Consider the following 15,441-nt stretch of genomic DNA (forward strand, 5'->3'; position numbering starts at 1 on the left):
CCCCTCTCCCCCTCCCCTCCCCCGCATATGTCGGAAAATCGCGGCCCGCGCGTTCTGCGGGCCGCGATTTTCCGACATATGCGAACGGGGGGGTGGGGCGGGGGCTACTCGGTCTCGCCCTGGCGGCGGAAGGCCGTGCCGATGATGTGCTGGTGGAAGCGCTCGTAGGTCTCGGCCTGGTCCCGGGCCTGCTGGGCCAGCGCCTCGAACATCGGGGCGGGCAGCCCGAGGTCCGGTGAGAGCTCGACGAGCGTCTGCCACAGGCCGAGCTTGCCCATGACGGCGCTGCGCATGAGCTCGGACTCGAGCACCGGGGTCATCGGTGAGCCGCTGAGCCGCTCGTTGACCTTGAGCCGGCCCGCACGCTCGGCCACCCACGCCGCCGCCTGCCGGTGCGGGCGGCGCCTGAGGGACAGGGAGTCCATGAGGTCGACGAGCAGCTCGCGCTCCTCGCGGATCTCCAGCGCCACCCGGGCGAGCTCCTCGCCGTGGTCGGTGTCCGCGTAGTCCGCGGCCATCCGCTCCGAGCGCTCCAGGCCGGCCGTCGCACCGGTGAGGTGGTCGGAGAGGTACAGCCCGAGGATGTCGCGCTCCAGGTGCGCCGGCACCCGGTGCGCGGCGGAGTCCTCCTCGGCCCCGGCGATGACGCCGTCCGCGGGGACCGAGCCCGGCGGGAGCTGGTCCTGGGGCCAGCTCTCGCGCGGCCGCATCTGGGGGCTCGGGGTGCCCTGGCCCTCGACCATGCCGACGAGGAGCTCGCGCAGCGTCTCCTTCGCCTCGCCCCTCGGCTCCCAGCCAAGCTCGGTGCGGGCCCGGGTCGTGTCCATGAGGGGGACGTTCATCGCCATGTCGAGCCAGCCGGCGTCGGCCGCGAGCGCACGCGCCTGCCAGGCGAGGGAGACGACGGGCCGCAGCGCCGCCGGCGGCACCTCGATGACTCGGCCGTGGTCGAGGACCTCGGCGAGGTCCGTGCCGGTGAGGACCGGCTCGGTGGCGATGTTGAAGGCACCGGTCGCGCCCTGGACGATGATGCGGCGGTAGGCGTCGGCGAGGTCGTCCCCGTGGACCACCTGGAGCCGTAGCCCGGCGGGCAGCGGGAGGAAGGGCAGTGCGCCGGGGCGCAGGAGCGCCGCCGGGACGAGCGCGCCGAGGAACAGGCGCATGATCTCGGCGCCGGCGTCCGCGTCGAAGACGAGCGCGGGCCGCACCCGGGCCACGGACAGCCCGGCGGCCTCTGCCTCGTCGAGGATCCGCTCCTGGGCGGCCTTGTCGACGGCGTAGTGGGAGGTCGTCGCGCTGCCGTGGGCGGGCCACGACTCGTCACGCCGCTCGTCGTCGTCCACCGGGGAGTAGGAGCCCACCGACGACGCGACGACGAGGTGGCCCACCCCTGCCCGCAGGCAGGCCTCGACGACGCGACGGGTGCCGTCGACGTTGGCGCGCCGGAGCAGGTCCCGCTCGTGGTTGGGCTGGATGAGCCAGGCGAGGTGGACGACGGTGTCGACGCCCTCCAGCGCCCGGGCCAGCTCGTCGACGACGAAGTCCTCGCCGTCGGCGAGCGCCACCGGCGCGGCGATGTCGACCTGCTCCCACCGGGCCACGTCGTAGGGCGCGGCGGTGTCGTCCGGGCGCCGTCGGGCGATGCCGACGACCTCGGTCACCTGCGCCTCCTCGCGCAGGGCGTGGAGGAGCGCGGTGCCGCTGTTGCCGCTGGCGCCGACGACCGCGACCCTCATCGCGCACCCGCCTGGCTCGACGGCATCGCCGGGTCGAGGACCACCTTGATCGCGCCGTCGTCCTTGCGCTGGAAGATGTCGTAGCCGTGGGCGGCGTCCTCGAGGGAGATCCGGTGGGTGCGCAGGTCGAGCACGCCCAGCGGGTCGGCCGAGTCGCTCACGAGCGGCAGGACGTCACCGATCCAGCGGTGGACGTTGGCCTGGCCCATCCGAAGGTTCACCTGCTTGTCGAAGAGGTCGAGCATCGGCATCGGGTCCTGGGCGCCGCCGTACACGCCGGACAGGGAGATCGTGCCGCCGCGGCGGACGATCTCGACGGCCGCGTGCAGCGCGGCCATCCGGTCGATGCCGGCCTTGGTGAAGAGGGGCCGCGCGAGAGCGTCGGGCAGCATCCCGGCACCGGCCTGCACGCCCTTGGCCACGGGTGAGCCGTGCGCCTCCATGCCGACGGCGTCGATGACGGAGTCCGCGCCGCGCCCGTGGGTGAGCTCGCGGACGGCGGCGGCGACGTCGTCGACCCCGCGCAGGTCCATGGTGGCGATGCCGTGGCGGCGGGCCATCTCCAGCCGCTCGGGGACGAGGTCGACACCGATGACCTGCTCGGCGCCGCGGTGGCGGGCGATCCGGGCGCTCAGCTGCCCGATCGGTCCCAGCCCGAGGACGACGACCGTGCCACCGGGTGGCACCTGCGCGTACTCGACGGCTTGCCAGGCGGTGGGGACGACGTCGGAGAGGTAGAGGTAGCGCTCGTCCGGCTCGCCGTCGTCGGGCACGACGACGGGGCCCACGTCCGCGAAGGGCACGCGCAGGTACTCGGCCTGCCCGCCCGGCACCTGGCCGTAGAGCTTGGTGTAACCGAAGAGGGAGGCACCCTTGCCGTGCTCGCGTACCTGCGTGGTCTCGCACTGGGAGTGCAGACCCTGCGAACACATCCAGCAGGAGCCGCAGGCGATGACGAAGGGGACGACGACGCGGTCACCGGCCTTGAGCGAAGTGACCTCGCTGCCGACCTCCTCGACGATGCCCATCGGCTCGTGGCCGAGGACGTCGCCGGAGTCGAGGAAGGGGCCGAGCACGCTGTACAGGTGCAGGTCCGACCCGCAGATCGCAGTCGAGGTGATCCTGATGATCGCGTCGGTGGGGTGCTGCAGCCGGGGGTCGGGGACGTCCTCGACGCTGACCTTCTCCCGGCCCTGCCAGGTGAGTGCGCGCACAGGTGCCTCCCGTCAGCTCGAGGAGGTGGGGCCGGCGGTGTCGTCGCCCTCCGCCTGCGAGGGCTGGTCGAAGGGCTCCTCGTGCTCCAGCTGCTCGGGGTCGGCGTCGGGGTCCTTGGCGGGGTCGTAGGGCTGCTCGGACGGGTTCGGTGTGTTCTCGCTCATGCTTCTCACCATTCCACCGGCCCGCAGGGCTCGCACGCCGAGGACGCCCCGCTTGCCGAGTCCCCCCACCGGCTCGATCCTGTGGCGATGACCTCCGCGGACACCACCCGTCTCGCGCGACGCATCACGCCCGCGCTCCTGTTCCTCTTCATCCTCGGTGACGTCCTCGGCGCGGGGATCTACGCGCTCGTGGGGGAGCTGGCCGCCGAGTCCGGCGGCATGATGTGGGCCCCGCTCATGGTGGCCCTGCTCATGGCCCTACTCACCGCTGCGAGCTACGCCGAGCTCGTCACGAAGTACCCCAAGGCCGGCGGTGCGGCGATCTTCGCCCAGCGCGCCTTCAAGCGGCCCATCGTCTCCTTCGTCGTCGGTTTCTCCATGCTGGCCGCCGGCGTGACGAGCGCCGCGGGCCTGTCCATCGCCTTCGCCGGCGACTACCTCGCCACCTTCGTCGACGTGCCCACCCGCATCGCCGCGCCGGTCTTCCTCGTCCTCCTCGCCCTGCTCAACGCGCGGGGGATCAAGGAGTCGGTGCGCTCGAACGTCGTCATGACGGTCATCGAGGTGTCCGGCCTCGTCCTCGTCATCGTCGCCGTCGCGATCGCGGCGGGCAGCGGGCAAGGCGACCCGGCCCGTCTCGTCGAGCTCCCGCCGGGGACCGGTGCCGGGACGGCGATCCTCGCCGGCGCCCTGCTCGCCTTCTACTCCTTCGTCGGCTTCGAGGTCTCGGCCAACGTCGCCGAGGAGGTCCAGGACGTCAGCCGCGTGTACCCGCGCGCCCTGTTCGGCGCCCTCGGCGTCGCCGGCATCGTCTACGCCCTCATCGGCATCGGATCGGCGCTCATCATGCCGCCGGAGGACCTGTCCGGCTCCTCCAGCCCGCTGCTCGACGTCGTCGAGGCCACCGGTGTGGGCGTCCCCGACTGGCTGTTCTCGGTCATCGCGCTCGTCGCCGTCGCCAACGGCGCGCTGCTCACGATGATCATGTCGAGCCGGCTCGTCTACGGCATGGCGGACGAGGGCCTGCTGCCCTCGGTGCTCACCAAGGTGCTGCCCAACCGCCGCACCCCGTGGCTCGCGATCGTCGTGACGACGGTGGTCGCGGCCGGCCTCACGATCATCGGGGATCTCGCGATGCTCGCCGAGACCGTCGTGCTCCTCCTGCTCATCGTCTTCGTCAGCACGAACCTCGCGGTGCTCGTCCTGCGCAAGGACTCCGTCGAGCACGACCACTTCCGCACGCCCAAGGTGCTGCCGGTCCTCGCGCTCATCACCTGCGCCGTGCTGCTGAGCCAGCAGTCCCTGCAGGTGTGGCTGCTCGGCCTGGGGATGGTCGCGATCGGCGTCGTGCTGTACTTCGTCACCCGCGGGGTGCGCGACACCGACCGCGCCGAGGCCGGTCCCGCCGACCGTTCCCGCTGACGCGTGAGGGCAGTGGCCCGGCCCGGGCGTCCGGGCCGGGCCACTCCCGGGCGTCTCGCGGGACGTGTCGGGGACTCGGTGCGGATCGCCGACGGCGGGGCCGACCGGCAGCCGCGGTCAGGCGAGGCTGGGCAGGTGCTCGCGGGCGAAGGCGAGCGACTCCACGAGCGCCGCCTCCCGCTCGTCCGGCTTCATCTTGCGGGTGGTCACCTCGACGGCGATCGAACCGGTGAAGCCGAGCTCGGGCAGGGCGCGCAGCACCTCCTCGCAGGGCTGGCTGCCCCGGCCGGGCGCCAGGTGCTCGTCCCGGTTGGAGCCGGTGGAGTCGGTGAGGTGGAGGTGAGCCAGGCGCCCGCCCAGCCGTCGCGCGACCTCGAGGGAGTCCTGCCCGGCCACACCCGCGTGGGACAGGTCGAGGGTGACGTGCTCGTAGCCCAGGCCCACGGGGTCCCAGTGCGGCAGGTAGGCGTGGCGCTCCTTGGTCCGCGAGCCGTCCTTGGCCCGTGCCTTCCACGGGAACATGTTCTCGACGGCGAGCTTGACCTCCGTCGCCGCCTGGCGGCGGGCGATGCCCTCGACGAAGCCCGCCGCGTAGTCGCGCTGCCAGCGGAAGGGCGGATGCACGACGACGGCCTCCGCACCCACCGCCTCGGCGAGCTCGACGGAGCGGTCGATCTTGCCCCACGGGTCGGTGCCCCACACGCGCTGGGTGAGCAGCAGGGTGGGCGAGTGGATCGACATGACGGGCACGCCGTAGGTCTCGGCCAGCTCGCTCAGCCGCCGCGCGTCACGCGTCTCGGGCCACTTCCAGACCATGACCTCCACGCCGTCGTAGCCGAGCCGCGCGGCGTCGGCGAAGCAGGACTCCGTGCTGCTGGGGTAGCACGAGGACGTGGACAGGAGGATCGGGGGGACCCTCACGAAGTGCGCTCCTCGCCGTCCTGCGGCGCCGCGGGCCGCCGCTGCCCGTACCGGGGGTTGCCGTGCTCGTCCTCCAGCGGCGTGAAGCTGCGCGCGGGCGCCTGGGGCGGCGCGTCCGCGGGCGGCGCGCCGACCGGGCCGGGCTGCGGGGCTTGCTGGGCGCTGTAGGAGCCGGCGGCGGGCGGGACGGCGGGCGCCGGCTGCTGCCACGTGGCGTCGGTCCCCACGCGGGTGCGGATGCCGGCCTCACCGAGGAGGCGCATCGCCTCGCCCACGCGGCTCTGCTCGCAGAGCAGCGCGTAGCGGCTGGCGACGACCTGGCTGGAGGACGTGAAGTCGCGCTTGCCACCGGTGAAGGCGTAGGAGACGAGCGCGAAGAGCATGCCGAAGGCCGCGCCGATGACGAGCGCGGGCAGGAGCATGACGAGGGTGCTGCCCTCGGACAGCAGCCCGAAGAGGAGGCCGACGAAGAGGCCGAACCACGCGCCGGACATCGCGCCCGCGAGCGCCACCCGCGGGTAGGACAGGCGTCCGGTGATGCGCTCGACCATGCGCAGGTCGGTGCCGACGATCGTCGTGTGCTGGACCTCGAACTCCTTGTCGGAGAGGAGGTCGACAGCACGCTGGGCCTCGAGGTAGGTGTCGAAGGCGGCGATCTGGACGCCGGTGGGGAGGGTCGGCGTCGGGGGCACGCCACCCCTGCTGCTGGAGAAGGCCATGGGCCGATTGTCTCCCGTCCGCCCTCGGTCCGCTACGCGCGCCCCCGGCCGCGGCCCCGGACGATGACGGGCGCGGCGGGCCGGGGTCGTTGCTCTTAGGCTGGCGGCGTGAGTACACCCGCGAGCAGGAGCGCGCCCACCCGGGTCTTCGTCGGCAGGCTGGCGGGGACCAACGTCTTCGACCCGCTCGGCGACCCGGTCGGCAAGGTGCACGACGTCGTCGTGCTCGTCCGCACGAGCTCGCTGCCACGGGCGGTGGGCCTGGTCGTCGAGGTGCCCGGCAAGCGCCGGGTGTTCCTCCCGCTGAGCCGGGTCGTGAGCATCAGCACCGGGGCCGTCATCACGACCGGTCTGCTCAACATCCGCCGCTTCTCCCAGCGTGCCAGCGAGACGCTCGTCGTCGGCCAGCTCGTCGACCGGCGGGTGACGATGGCCGACGGCAGCGGCCCCACCGTCATCACCGACGTCGCGATCGAGCAGCAGCGCAACCGCGACTGGCTCGTCACCCAGCTCTTCGTCGAGCGCAGCGGGGCGAGCCGGGGGCTGCGGCGCCGCCGCGGGGAGCAGCTCATCGTCGACGTCGGCGACGTCGTCGACCTCTCCGGCGACGCCGGACCCCAGCCCGCCACGACCCTGCTGTCGACGATGGAGGACCTCAAGCCCGCCGACGTCGCCGACGTCCTCCACGACCTCCCGCCGGACCGGCAGATCGAGGTCGCCGCCGAGCTGTCCGACGACCGCCTCGCCGACGTCCTCGAGGAGCTGAGCGAGGACGACCGCGTGGCGATCGTCTCGGGGCTGGACGCCAACCGCGCCGCCGACGTCCTCGACGTCATGCAGCCCGACGACGCCGCCGACCTCGTCAACGAGCTCCCGCCCGACGTCGCCCGCTCCCTGCTCGACCTCATGGAGCCCGGGGAGGCCGAGGACGTGCGCCGCCTCATCGCCTACGAGGAGCGCGCCGCCGGCGGCCTCATGACGACCGAGCCGATCATCCTGCCCCCGGAGGCGACCGTCGCCGCCGCGCTCGCCAGCGCCCGGCGCCTGGACGTCACCCCGGCGCTGGCCACGATGGTCTTCGTCGTGCGTCCACCGCTGGAGACCCCCTCGGGGCGGCTGCTCGGCGTCGTCCACATCCAGCGCGCGCTGCGCGAGCCGCCCAGCGCCCAGCTCGGCTCGATGCTCGACAGCGACATCGAGACCGTCGGGCCGCACGCGGGCATCGGCAAGATCACCCGTCTGCTGGCGACGTACAACCTCACCGCGCTCCCCGTCGTCGACGAGGAGCGCCGCCTGCTGGGCGCGGTGAGCGTCGACGACGTCCTGGACCACCTGCTGCCCGACGACTGGCGTGACGCCGACACCGAGGCGACCGACACCGCGATGACGAGGAGTGCCCATGGCTGAGCGGCTCGACACGCCACTGCCCACCCGCCGACGCTGGCTGCGCCGGCCCCGGGTCGACTCCGACGCCGTCGGCAGCACCGCCGAGGCCATCGCCCGCTTCACCGGCACGCCGCGCTTCCTCGTCTACCTCACGGGTTTCGTCGTCGTGTGGCTCTCGTGGAACACGTGGGGGCCCGAGCCGCTGCGCTTCGACTCTGCGGCGCTCGGCTTCACCGCGCTCACCCTCATGCTCTCGCTCCAGGCGTCCTACGCGGCCCCGCTCATCCTGCTGGCCCAGAACCGGCAGGACGACCGCGACCGGGTGACCGCCGAGCAGGACCGGCAGCGCGCCGAGCGCAACCTCGCCGACACCGAGTACCTGGCCCGTGAGCTTGCCGCCCTGCGTCTGGCGCTCGGTGACGTCGCCACCCGCGACTTCGTGCGCTCCGAGCTGCGCAGTGTGCTCGAGGAGCTCCGGGAGGAGGACGAGGAGCGCGAACGCGCCCACTGAGGGCCCCCCGCAGGCGCCTGCCGCCGTCGGGTGCGAGCGGTCACAGGGACCTCGGGCCGCTGGACCCCGCCCTGCGGCGACCTACCATGGGGGTATGTCTGCCCCCACCGTCGAAGCGATCCGCACCGAGCTGGAAAAGGTTCTCGACCCCGAGATCCGCCGCCCCATCACCGAGCTCGGCATGGTGCGGTCCGTGGAGGTCGACGGCGGCGACGTCGTCGTCGGGATCGACCTCACCACCGCGGGCTGCCCGCTCCGCTCGACGATCACCAAGGACGTCACCGCCGCCGCCCAGCGGGTGGAGGGCGTCGCCGACGTGCGCGTCGACATGGGCGTCATGAGCGAGGAGCAGCGCAAGTCGCTGCGCTCCCAGCTGCGCGGCGGCGTCGCCGAGCCCACCATCCCGTTCTCCGAGCCGGGCAACCTCACCCGTGTCTACGCCGTCACCTCGGGCAAGGGCGGGGTGGGCAAGTCCTCCGTCACGGCCAACCTTGCCGCCGCGATGGCCGCCGAGGGCCTCAAGGTGGGCGTCGTGGACGCCGACATCTACGGCTTCTCCATCCCCCGCATGCTCGGCGTCGAGCACGCTCCCACCAAGGTCGAGGACATGATCCTGCCGCCGGTCGCCGGTGACGTGAAGGTTATCTCGATCGGCATGTTCGCCCCTCCCGGGCGTCCGATCGTGTGGCGGGGGCCGATGCTCCACCGCGCGCTGCAGCAGTTCCTCGCCGACGTCTTCTGGGGCGACCTCGACGTCCTCCTCCTCGACCTGCCGCCCGGCACCGGTGACATCGCGATCTCCGTGGGCCAGCTGCTGCCGAACGCCGAGCTCCTCGTCGTCACCACGCCGCAGTCCGCGGCCGCGGAGGTGGCCGAGCGCGCCGGGTCCCTGGCCGGGCAGACGAACCAGCACGTCGTCGGGGTCATCGAGAACATGTCGTGGCTCGAGCAGCCCGACGGCCAGCGCGTGGAGCTCTTCGGCTCCGGCGGCGGCCAGCAGGTGGCCGACAACCTCTCGGCCGGCCTCGGCTACGACGTCCCCCTGCTCGCCCAGGTGCCGCTGGAGATCAAGCTCCGCGAGGGAGGGGACTCCGGGCGGCCCTTCGTCCAGGACGACGACTCCCCCGCCGCCGATGCCCTGCGCGGCGTCGCCAAGCGCCTGAGCCAGCGGGCCCGCGGTCTCGCCGGACGCTCCCTGGGCATCAGCCCGCTCTGACGCTGCCGGTCGGTCGCCCCTTCGGCTCCCTCAGGGGTGGGGACTGTCGCGAGCGCTGACCGGGAAGGACGACGCAAGCGGGCCCTCAAGGCGATGCGGGAACGTGCCGCCCTACGTTGCCTCGTCGTCGAAGGGGGCCCGGCCTCCGGGCGCCCTCGGGGCCCGCGCCGGGCGCTCGTCGTCCTCGCGCAGGGCGTCGCGGACGATGCGCCGCGGGTCGTACTGGCGCGGGTCGAGCGAGCGCAGGTCGAGGTCGCCGAGCTCGGGGCCCAGCTCGGCGCGCACTCGGTCGGTCGTGTCCGTGGTGAGCCGGCGCAGGTTCCTCACCAGCCGCCCGAGCTGCTGCGCGTACTCCGGCAGCCGCTCGGGACCGATGAGGACGACCGCGAGGAGCGCGATGACCGCTAGCTCGGACCCGTTGATCGGCACGCCCCCAGGATAGGCCGCTCGCTAGTCGCTCCCGGCCTCGTCGAGGACGACCTCGACCTCGCGCTCCTCCCCGCCGTCGCGTCGCACGGTGAGGACCACCGTGTCGCCCGGCGCGCGGGAGCGGACCGCGACGATGAGCTCGGAGGGCGTCGTCACCGGCTGCCCGTCGAAGTGTGTGATGACGTCACCCGGCTCGATGCCGGCCTCGTCCCCCGGCCCGCCGGGCGTGACGGCGGGCGTCGAGGCACCCGCGCCGTCCTCGAGCACCTGCACGCCCTCGCCCTGGTAGCGGGTGTCGAGCGCGACCCCGATGACGGGGTACGTCGCCCGGCCGGTCTCGATGATCTGCTCGGCGGTCCGGCGCACCTGGTTGGAGGGGATGGAGAAGCCGAGGCCGATGCTCCCGGTCTGCTGGCCGCCCGCCTGGGCGATCGCCGTGTTGATGCCGATGACCTCACCCGCCGTGTTGATGAGCGGCCCGCCGGAGTTGCCCGGGTTGATGGCGGCATCGGTCTGGATCGCGTTGATGAACGAGGCGCCCTCCCCCGATCCGCCGGCCTGGACCGGGCGGTTGAGGGCGGAGATGATCCCGCTCGTCACCGTGCCCTCCAGGCCGAGCGGGGCGCCGACGGCGACGACGGGGTCCCCGACGACGACGGCGTCGGAGTCCGCGAGCTGGAGCGGCGTCAGCCCGTCCCGGTCGACCTTGAGGACGGCGAGGTCGTAGTCGGCGGTGCGGCCGACGATCTCGGCGGGCAGCTGGGCGCCGTCGGCGAGGGTGACGGCGACGGTGCCGCCGCCGTCCGCCGCGGCGTCGATGACGTGGTTGTTCGTCACGAGGTAGCCGTCCTCGCGCAGCACCATCCCGCTGCCGCTGGAGGCGGTGTCCCCGCCGAAGACCTCGATGAACACCGTGCTCTCCAGCGCGGCGGCCGCGATGCCCGCGACCGACTCCGGTGCCCGGCTCGTCGACACGGTGCTGCCCGAGGCGGGCAGCGCCGAGCCGGAGGACGTCGAGGGCCACAGCCACCGCGCACCGAGCGCCCCGAGGACGAGCCCTGCAAGCAGGGCGACGAGGACGAGGAGGACGACGACGCCGGCCCCCACTCCCCGCCGGCGCCGCCCGCGGGGCTGCCGGCCGGCGGCGGCCTCGGCGGGCGCTCCACCCGACCACGAGCCGGGCGCGGGCCACGCGTAGGGCTGGGCCGGCGAGGCACCGCCCGTGGGCGCGGCCGCCGGGGCGTAGCCGGGGGCCGGGGCCCCCTCCTGGTTCGTGGGTGCGGACGTGTAGCCCGCCTGGTCCGTGGGCGCGGACGCCGGCGCATAGCCGGCCGTCGTAGCGCTGGGGGGCGAGGCCGGCGCGGACGCCGACGCGTAGCCCTGTCCGCGGGTGAGGGGCCACGCGCCGTCGGGCGAGGACCACGGCAGCCGCTGGCCGTCGTGGCCGGTGTCGGCGGGGGACGGCGGCTGCGGTGCGGGGGCGCTGGGCCGCCACCAGGCGTCGTCGCGGGACGACTCCTCGCGGCGCTCGTCGCCGGGCTGCTCCGGCTCGGGGGTGCCGGCCGGTGGTGCGGCGAGGCACTGCGTCGCGGGGGCGCCGTCGTCGGCCACCTCGTCCACGCTGTACGGCTCGGGCCGGGGCGCGGGCGAGGGCGGGTAGCCGTGCTCGTGCTCGTCGGGTCGCTCGCTCATGGGCACAGTCTCCTCCCAGATCGGGGCGCGGGCCGCCTCAGCCCAGCGCCCACTCCGTCACGGTGTCCCAGCCGCGCGAGAACCGAGCACCGACCGAGGTGTCGTAGTCGCCGTCGGGCAGGGCGGCGAGGATGGCGTCGCTGGCGGGGGCATCGTCCGGAGCGGCGAGGACGACGACGACGCAGTCCTCGCTCTGCAGGGCGAGGTCGTGGACCCCGCTGGGCAGGAAGAACGCGTCCCGCTGGCCGACGAGCCCGGTCTGCAGCTGCTCGGCGGCCTCGCCCGGCAGCACGCCGCGCTGCTGGAGGATCCGCACGTGCGCCATGGCCCCGGCGATCTCGACCTCGAGCACCTCACCGCCCGCGGTCTCGTGGACGGCGACGTCCACGACCCGCATGCCGCTGGGCAGCGACTCGGGCGCGCTCCACCCGTGCTCGGCCATCCACGCGACGACGTCCCCGCTCACCTCGCCGCCCGCGTCGCTCAGCTCCGTGGGACGCTCACCGACGCTGCCGGAGACGACGTCGAGGATGGCGTGCGGGTCCGCCTGCGGTTCGGACATGCTCCCGACGACGACGAGCCCGACGGCGCACGCAGCCGCGAGCCCGCCTGCACCCACCACCGCGAGCAGGAGACGTCGCCCACGCGGCGCAGGCTCCTCCGGGCCCGGCGACAGTGCGAGCAGGCGCGCGGTGAGCTCGGGGCCGGGCTCGACGTCCCACGCCTGGCTGAGCATCGTCCGCGAGGAGCGCTCCTGGCCGAGCAGCCAGTGGCAGCGCGCGCAGACGGCGGCGTGGGCGAGGAGCTCCTCGGCCTCGGCGGCGGGCAGCTGGCCGTCGACGAGCGGGGCGACCCGGGACCCGAGGTGGTTCACGAGAGCACCTCGCTGTCCACGGTGCCGGGGCGCAGGTGGCCGAGGCGGTCGCGGAGCATGGCGCGGCCGCGGTGGATCCGTGAGCGCACCGTGCCCATCTTGATCCCGAGGGTCGCGGCGATCTCCTCGTAGGACAGGCCCTCGACGTCGCACAGGACGACGGCCACGCGGTACTTCGGCGGCAGCGCGTCCAGGGCCTCCTGGATGTCCGGGTCGACGTGCCCGTGCTCGTAGCGGCGGTGCAGGTCGTGCTGCTCGTGCGAGGCGGGTACGTCCTCGGCGTGCTCCCCGAGGTGGGTGAGGCGGACGCGGGAGCGCTTGCGGACGCCGTCGAGGAAGAGGTTGGTCGTGATGCGGTGGATCCAGCCCTCGAAGGAGCCGGGCTGGTAGGAGTGCAGCGAGCGGAACACCCGGATGAAGGTCTCCTGGGTGAGGTCCTCGGCGTCGGCCTTGTTGCCGGTCAGCCGGTAGGCGAGGCGATAGACCCGCGCGGAGTGGTCACGCACGATCTCCTCCCACGACGGCACGGTCCACGGTGTCTCGTCCTGAGCGGTCATGCGGCGGCCTCTTCCGTGCGGTCTGGAGGCCAGGATACGGAGCGAACCTGGGGAGCACCTGGGAGCGGAGCGGCGGGCGCTACGATCAGGGCGACCCTCGTCCGTGCGCACCCAGGAGGCACCACCATCGCTGCCGAGAAGGCCCTCAGCTGGGCCTACACCGAGGAGTTCGTCCCGGAGGACGACGTCACCGCCGCCGCCCGCCGTCGTGCCGAGGAGCTCGGCGCCACGGCCGTGAGCGCGGGAACCGGTGCGGCGCTGCGACTGCTGGCGGCCGCCGCCGGAGCGCGCGCCGTCGTCGAGATCGGCACGGGCACGGGCGTGAGCGGGCTGTGGCTGCTCGGGGGGATGAGCCCGGACGGCGTCCTCACGACCATCGACGTCGACACCGACCACCAGCGCGCCGCCCGTGAGGCCTTCACCGCGGCGGGCGTGAAGTCGGCTCGTACCCGCCTCATCTCCGGGCGCGCCATGGACGTGCTGCCCCGGATGGCGGACAACGCCTACGATCTCGTGCTCGTCGACGCCGACCCCTCCGAGGCCGCCGACTACGTCGAGCAGGCGACGCGGATGCTGCGGGTGGGCGGCGTGCTCGCCGTGACGAACACCCTGTGGCACGACCGCGTGGCCGACCCCGCCCGCCGGGACGAGTCGACCGTCGCGATGCGCGAGCTGGGCAAGGCGGTGCGCGCCGACGAGCGTCTCACCGCGGCCCTGCTCCCCTCGGGCACCGGCCTCCTCGCCGCCGTCCGGCGCCGCTAACCCGCCCAACCACCCCACATATGCGGGATTTCTGCGGCCGGGCGTGCGCTCGAGCCGCAGAAATCCCGCATATGCGGACTTTGGGGGGTTAGGCGTCGGGGAGGCTGGCGAGGATGGGGGCTGAGCCGGACAGGCCGAGGCGGGTGGCGCCGGCCTCGATCATCGCCTGCGCGGCGGCGGCGTCGCGGATGCCGCCGGAGGCCTTGACCCCGAGGCGGCCGTCGACGGTGCGGGCCATGAGCTCGACGGCGTGGACGCTGGCGCCCCCGGTGGGGTGGAAGCCGGTGGACGTCTTGACGAAGTCCGCGCCGGCCGACTCCGAGGCCCGGCAGGCGGCGATGATCTGCTCGTCGTCCAGGGCGGCGGACTCGATGATGACCTTGAGGACGGCGGGAGCGGGCACGGCCGCGCGGACCGCCGCGATGTCCGCCTCGACGGCGGCCCAGTTCCCGGCGAGCGCCTCGCCCAGGTTGATGACCATGTCGACCTCGTCGGCGCCGTCGGCGACCGCGCGGGCGGCCTCGGCCGCCTTGACCTCACTGTGGTGAGCACCGGAGGGGAAGCCGCAGACGGTGGCGACCACGAGGCCCTCGGCGTCCTCCAGCGGCAGCTGGGACGGCGAGACGCACACGGCGAGGACGCCGAGCTCGCGGGCGTCCTCGACGAGCGCCGCGACCTGCTCGCGGGTGGCCTCGGGCTTGAGCAGCGTGTGGTCGATCATCTGGGCGACGGCGTGACGGGTGGTCATGTACTTCCTCCTGGACTCGGTGGACCGAGCCTATCCGCTACGCCTCCGGGCCCTCGGCGGGGTCGTCGTCGTCGACAGGGACCTCGATGACCTGCTCGAGCTGGTCGGCCTCGGCGGCCTCGCGGTCGGGGTCGACGACCTCGGGCGGGTCGTAGTCCTCACCGGTCTCGGGGTCGAGGGCGGCCACAGCCTCCTCGGGGTCGGGCAGGTCCTCGGCGGGGGGCGGGCTCACGGGGTTGCTCATCGTCTCCCTCTCTCGGGTCACTGGACGGGCCTCCCAGTGTGGCCCGTCGGCGGGCGACGTGCAGGGTGGGCGGCTCAGGCGGGGACGGGCAGCAGCGCGGCGACGACGTGCGTCCAGCCGCCGAGCGCGGGCATCGCCTCGGTCCGGCCGAGCAGGTCCGCGGACCGCACGGTGAAGACCGCTCCGCGCGAGGGCTCGTAGACGCGCAGCGTGCCGGGGACCGCGGCCCCGGGCGGCGGGGGGACGGCCAGGACGACGTGGCGCGGGACGGCGTGGGCGAGGCCGCCGCGCACGTCCCCGCCCGTGTACAGCGGCACGGGGTGCCCGCGCCGGTTGGCGCCCTCGACCAGCCCGAGCACCGTGGCGCCGTCCTCGGTGGTGTCGTCGACCGGACGCACCCGGTAGCGCAGCCCGGGGAAGCGGGCCTCGCGCGCCGCGGTCCACGGCGGCGTGCCGAGACTGGTGGGCCAGGGCAGCGGACCGAGGGCGCGCCGGCCCGTCGCGGCCTTCACCCGCTGCTGGGCGGCGGCGAAGCGCTCCTCCGCGCCGCCGGCGACGTCCTCCTCGGGCACCTCCGGCGGGCGCGGGCCGGCGGGCGGCCCCCCCGTCTCCAGCCACTGCGCGAGGGCCGGGTCACCGGTGGCGGCGAGCATGACGAGCACGGCCGAGCCGCACGTCGTCCCGTCGACCTGCCGGGCCCGGGCACCGCCGAGGAGGACGGGCAGCCCGTCCGCGGGCTCGGTGACGCCGGTGCCCGCCGCGGCAGCCGGTCCCTCGGTCACGTGAGGCACGCGGGAGGGCGTGCGCACGGGCCGGCTCAGCGCCGCCAGCGGTGCCGTCAGCTG

Annotated in this window: 17 protein-coding genes; 5 read left to right on the plus strand and 12 right to left on the minus strand. The window is 74.1% G+C overall.

The genetic code is table 11. From position 1 onward, the window contains the following. Nucleotides 1-104: 104 nt before the first annotated feature. The 3 genes from M3148_RS06620 to M3148_RS06630 are packed head-to-tail and all read right to left on the minus strand — an operon-like array spanning nucleotide 105 to nucleotide 3,115. Complete coding sequence (locus M3148_RS06620; protein ID WP_251303895.1) at nucleotides 105-1,736, minus strand: NAD-dependent epimerase/dehydratase family protein; 1,632 nt, start codon at nucleotides 1,734-1,736, stop codon at nucleotides 105-107. Continuing rightward, nucleotides 1,733-2,950: a zinc-dependent alcohol dehydrogenase gene (locus tag M3148_RS06625; RefSeq protein ID WP_251303896.1), complete on the minus strand. Its 1,218-nt coding sequence runs from the start codon at nucleotides 2,948-2,950 to the stop codon at nucleotides 1,733-1,735. The genes M3148_RS06620 and M3148_RS06625 overlap by 4 nt, the downstream gene beginning before the upstream one ends. 12 nt (nucleotides 2,951-2,962) lie before the next feature. Continuing rightward, complete coding sequence (locus M3148_RS06630; RefSeq protein ID WP_251303897.1) at nucleotides 2,963-3,115, minus strand: hypothetical protein; 153 nt, start codon at nucleotides 3,113-3,115, stop codon at nucleotides 2,963-2,965. An 87-nt stretch (nucleotides 3,116-3,202) separates the two neighbouring features. On the opposite strand from M3148_RS06630, the gene M3148_RS06635 reads away from it, so the two are divergent. Further along, a complete protein-coding gene (locus M3148_RS06635) occupies nucleotides 3,203-4,537 on the plus strand; it encodes an APC family permease (protein ID WP_251303898.1) in 1,335 nt (444 codons plus the stop codon). A 117-nt stretch (nucleotides 4,538-4,654) separates the two neighbouring features. Here M3148_RS06635 and M3148_RS06640 read toward each other — a convergent pair whose 3' ends face one another. Both M3148_RS06640 and M3148_RS06645 read right to left on the minus strand, forming a co-directional pair. Continuing rightward, a complete protein-coding gene (locus M3148_RS06640) occupies nucleotides 4,655-5,458 on the minus strand; it encodes a sugar phosphate isomerase/epimerase family protein (protein ID WP_251303899.1) in 804 nt (267 codons plus the stop codon). Next, nucleotides 5,455-6,177: a general stress protein gene (locus M3148_RS06645; RefSeq protein ID WP_251303900.1), complete on the minus strand. Its 723-nt coding sequence runs from the start codon at nucleotides 6,175-6,177 to the stop codon at nucleotides 5,455-5,457. Before M3148_RS06645 ends, M3148_RS06640 begins: the two co-directional genes overlap by 4 nt. Before the next feature lie 108 nt (nucleotides 6,178-6,285). Here M3148_RS06645 and M3148_RS06650 point away from each other — a divergent pair, with 108 nt between their 5' ends. From M3148_RS06650 to M3148_RS06660, 3 genes are all read left to right on the plus strand, one after another. Beyond that, nucleotides 6,286-7,584, plus strand: a complete 1,299-nt coding sequence (locus M3148_RS06650) for a magnesium transporter MgtE N-terminal domain-containing protein (protein ID WP_251303901.1) — start codon at nucleotides 6,286-6,288, stop codon at nucleotides 7,582-7,584. Continuing rightward, nucleotides 7,577-8,074, plus strand: a complete 498-nt coding sequence (locus M3148_RS06655) for a DUF1003 domain-containing protein (protein WP_251303902.1) — start codon at nucleotides 7,577-7,579, stop codon at nucleotides 8,072-8,074. Before M3148_RS06650 ends, M3148_RS06655 begins: the two co-directional genes overlap by 8 nt. A 94-nt stretch (nucleotides 8,075-8,168) precedes the next feature. Beyond that, complete coding sequence (locus tag M3148_RS06660) at nucleotides 8,169-9,290, plus strand: Mrp/NBP35 family ATP-binding protein (protein ID WP_251303903.1); 1,122 nt, start codon at nucleotides 8,169-8,171, stop codon at nucleotides 9,288-9,290. A gap of 111 nt (nucleotides 9,291-9,401) precedes the next feature. On the opposite strand, the gene M3148_RS06665 is transcribed toward M3148_RS06660, so the two are convergent. The 4 genes from M3148_RS06665 to sigE are packed head-to-tail and all read right to left on the minus strand — an operon-like array spanning nucleotide 9,402 to nucleotide 12,842. Further along, the gene (locus M3148_RS06665; RefSeq protein WP_251303904.1) at nucleotides 9,402-9,719 is read right to left on the minus strand and encodes a twin-arginine translocase TatA/TatE family subunit; all 318 of its coding nucleotides are present in this window, start codon (nucleotides 9,717-9,719) and stop codon (nucleotides 9,402-9,404) included. A 21-nt stretch (nucleotides 9,720-9,740) separates the two neighbouring features. Then, the gene (locus M3148_RS06670) at nucleotides 9,741-11,411 is read right to left on the minus strand and encodes a S1C family serine protease (protein WP_251303905.1); all 1,671 of its coding nucleotides are present in this window, start codon (nucleotides 11,409-11,411) and stop codon (nucleotides 9,741-9,743) included. Between the two features lie 37 nt (nucleotides 11,412-11,448). Next, nucleotides 11,449-12,285, minus strand: a complete 837-nt coding sequence (locus M3148_RS06675) for a zf-HC2 domain-containing protein (RefSeq protein WP_251303906.1) — start codon at nucleotides 12,283-12,285, stop codon at nucleotides 11,449-11,451. Then, nucleotides 12,282-12,842, minus strand: a complete 561-nt coding sequence (gene sigE, locus M3148_RS06680; protein ID WP_251303907.1) for an RNA polymerase sigma factor SigE — start codon at nucleotides 12,840-12,842, stop codon at nucleotides 12,282-12,284. The genes M3148_RS06675 and sigE overlap by 4 nt, the downstream gene beginning before the upstream one ends. 126 nt (nucleotides 12,843-12,968) lie before the next feature. On the opposite strand from sigE, the gene M3148_RS06685 reads away from it, so the two are divergent. Then, entirely contained in the window at nucleotides 12,969-13,604 is a 636-nt protein-coding gene (locus M3148_RS06685) for an O-methyltransferase (protein ID WP_251304100.1), read from the plus strand. Between the two features lie 88 nt (nucleotides 13,605-13,692). Here the strand turns inward: M3148_RS06685 and deoC are convergent, their stop codons facing one another. The 3 genes from deoC to M3148_RS06700 all read right to left on the minus strand — a co-directional run bounded on the left by deoC (nucleotide 13,693) and on the right by M3148_RS06700 (nucleotide 15,378). Then, entirely contained in the window at nucleotides 13,693-14,352 is a 660-nt protein-coding gene (gene deoC, locus M3148_RS06690; RefSeq protein WP_251303908.1) for a deoxyribose-phosphate aldolase, read from the minus strand. 37 nt (nucleotides 14,353-14,389) lie between these two features. After that, entirely contained in the window at nucleotides 14,390-14,596 is a 207-nt protein-coding gene (locus M3148_RS06695) for a hypothetical protein (RefSeq protein WP_251303909.1), read from the minus strand. 74 nt (nucleotides 14,597-14,670) lie between these two features. Continuing rightward, nucleotides 14,671-15,378: a hypothetical protein gene (locus M3148_RS06700; RefSeq protein WP_251303910.1), complete on the minus strand. Its 708-nt coding sequence runs from the start codon at nucleotides 15,376-15,378 to the stop codon at nucleotides 14,671-14,673. Between the last annotated feature and the right edge of the window lie 63 nt (nucleotides 15,379-15,441).

The organism is Georgenia satyanarayanai (assembly GCF_023715365.1).
Classification (GTDB): domain Bacteria; phylum Actinomycetota; class Actinomycetes; order Actinomycetales; family Actinomycetaceae; genus Oceanitalea; species Oceanitalea satyanarayanai_B.

Excerpts from the sequence above, each read along its gene's own strand:
- M3148_RS06630 (WP_251303897.1), bottom strand. The coding sequence starts at position 3,115 with ATGAGCGAGAACACACCGAACCCGTCCGAGCAGCCCTACGACCCCGCC.
- sigE (WP_251303907.1), bottom strand. The coding sequence starts at position 12,842 with ATGACCGCTCAGGACGAGACACCGTGGACCGTGCCGTCGTGGGAGGAG.
- M3148_RS06655 (WP_251303902.1), top strand. The coding sequence starts at position 7,577 with ATGGCTGAGCGGCTCGACACGCCACTGCCCACCCGCCGACGCTGGCTG.
- M3148_RS06660 (WP_251303903.1), top strand. The coding sequence starts at position 8,169 with ATGTCTGCCCCCACCGTCGAAGCGATCCGCACCGAGCTGGAAAAGGTT.
- deoC (WP_251303908.1), bottom strand. The coding sequence starts at position 14,352 with ATGACCACCCGTCACGCCGTCGCCCAGATGATCGACCACACGCTGCTC.
- M3148_RS06695 (WP_251303909.1), bottom strand. The coding sequence starts at position 14,596 with ATGAGCAACCCCGTGAGCCCGCCCCCCGCCGAGGACCTGCCCGACCCC.
- M3148_RS06635 (WP_251303898.1), top strand. The coding sequence starts at position 3,203 with ATGACCTCCGCGGACACCACCCGTCTCGCGCGACGCATCACGCCCGCG.
- M3148_RS06670 (WP_251303905.1), bottom strand. The coding sequence starts at position 11,411 with ATGAGCGAGCGACCCGACGAGCACGAGCACGGCTACCCGCCCTCGCCC.
- M3148_RS06645 (WP_251303900.1), bottom strand. The coding sequence starts at position 6,177 with ATGGCCTTCTCCAGCAGCAGGGGTGGCGTGCCCCCGACGCCGACCCTC.
- M3148_RS06620 (WP_251303895.1), bottom strand. The coding sequence starts at position 1,736 with ATGAGGGTCGCGGTCGTCGGCGCCAGCGGCAACAGCGGCACCGCGCTC.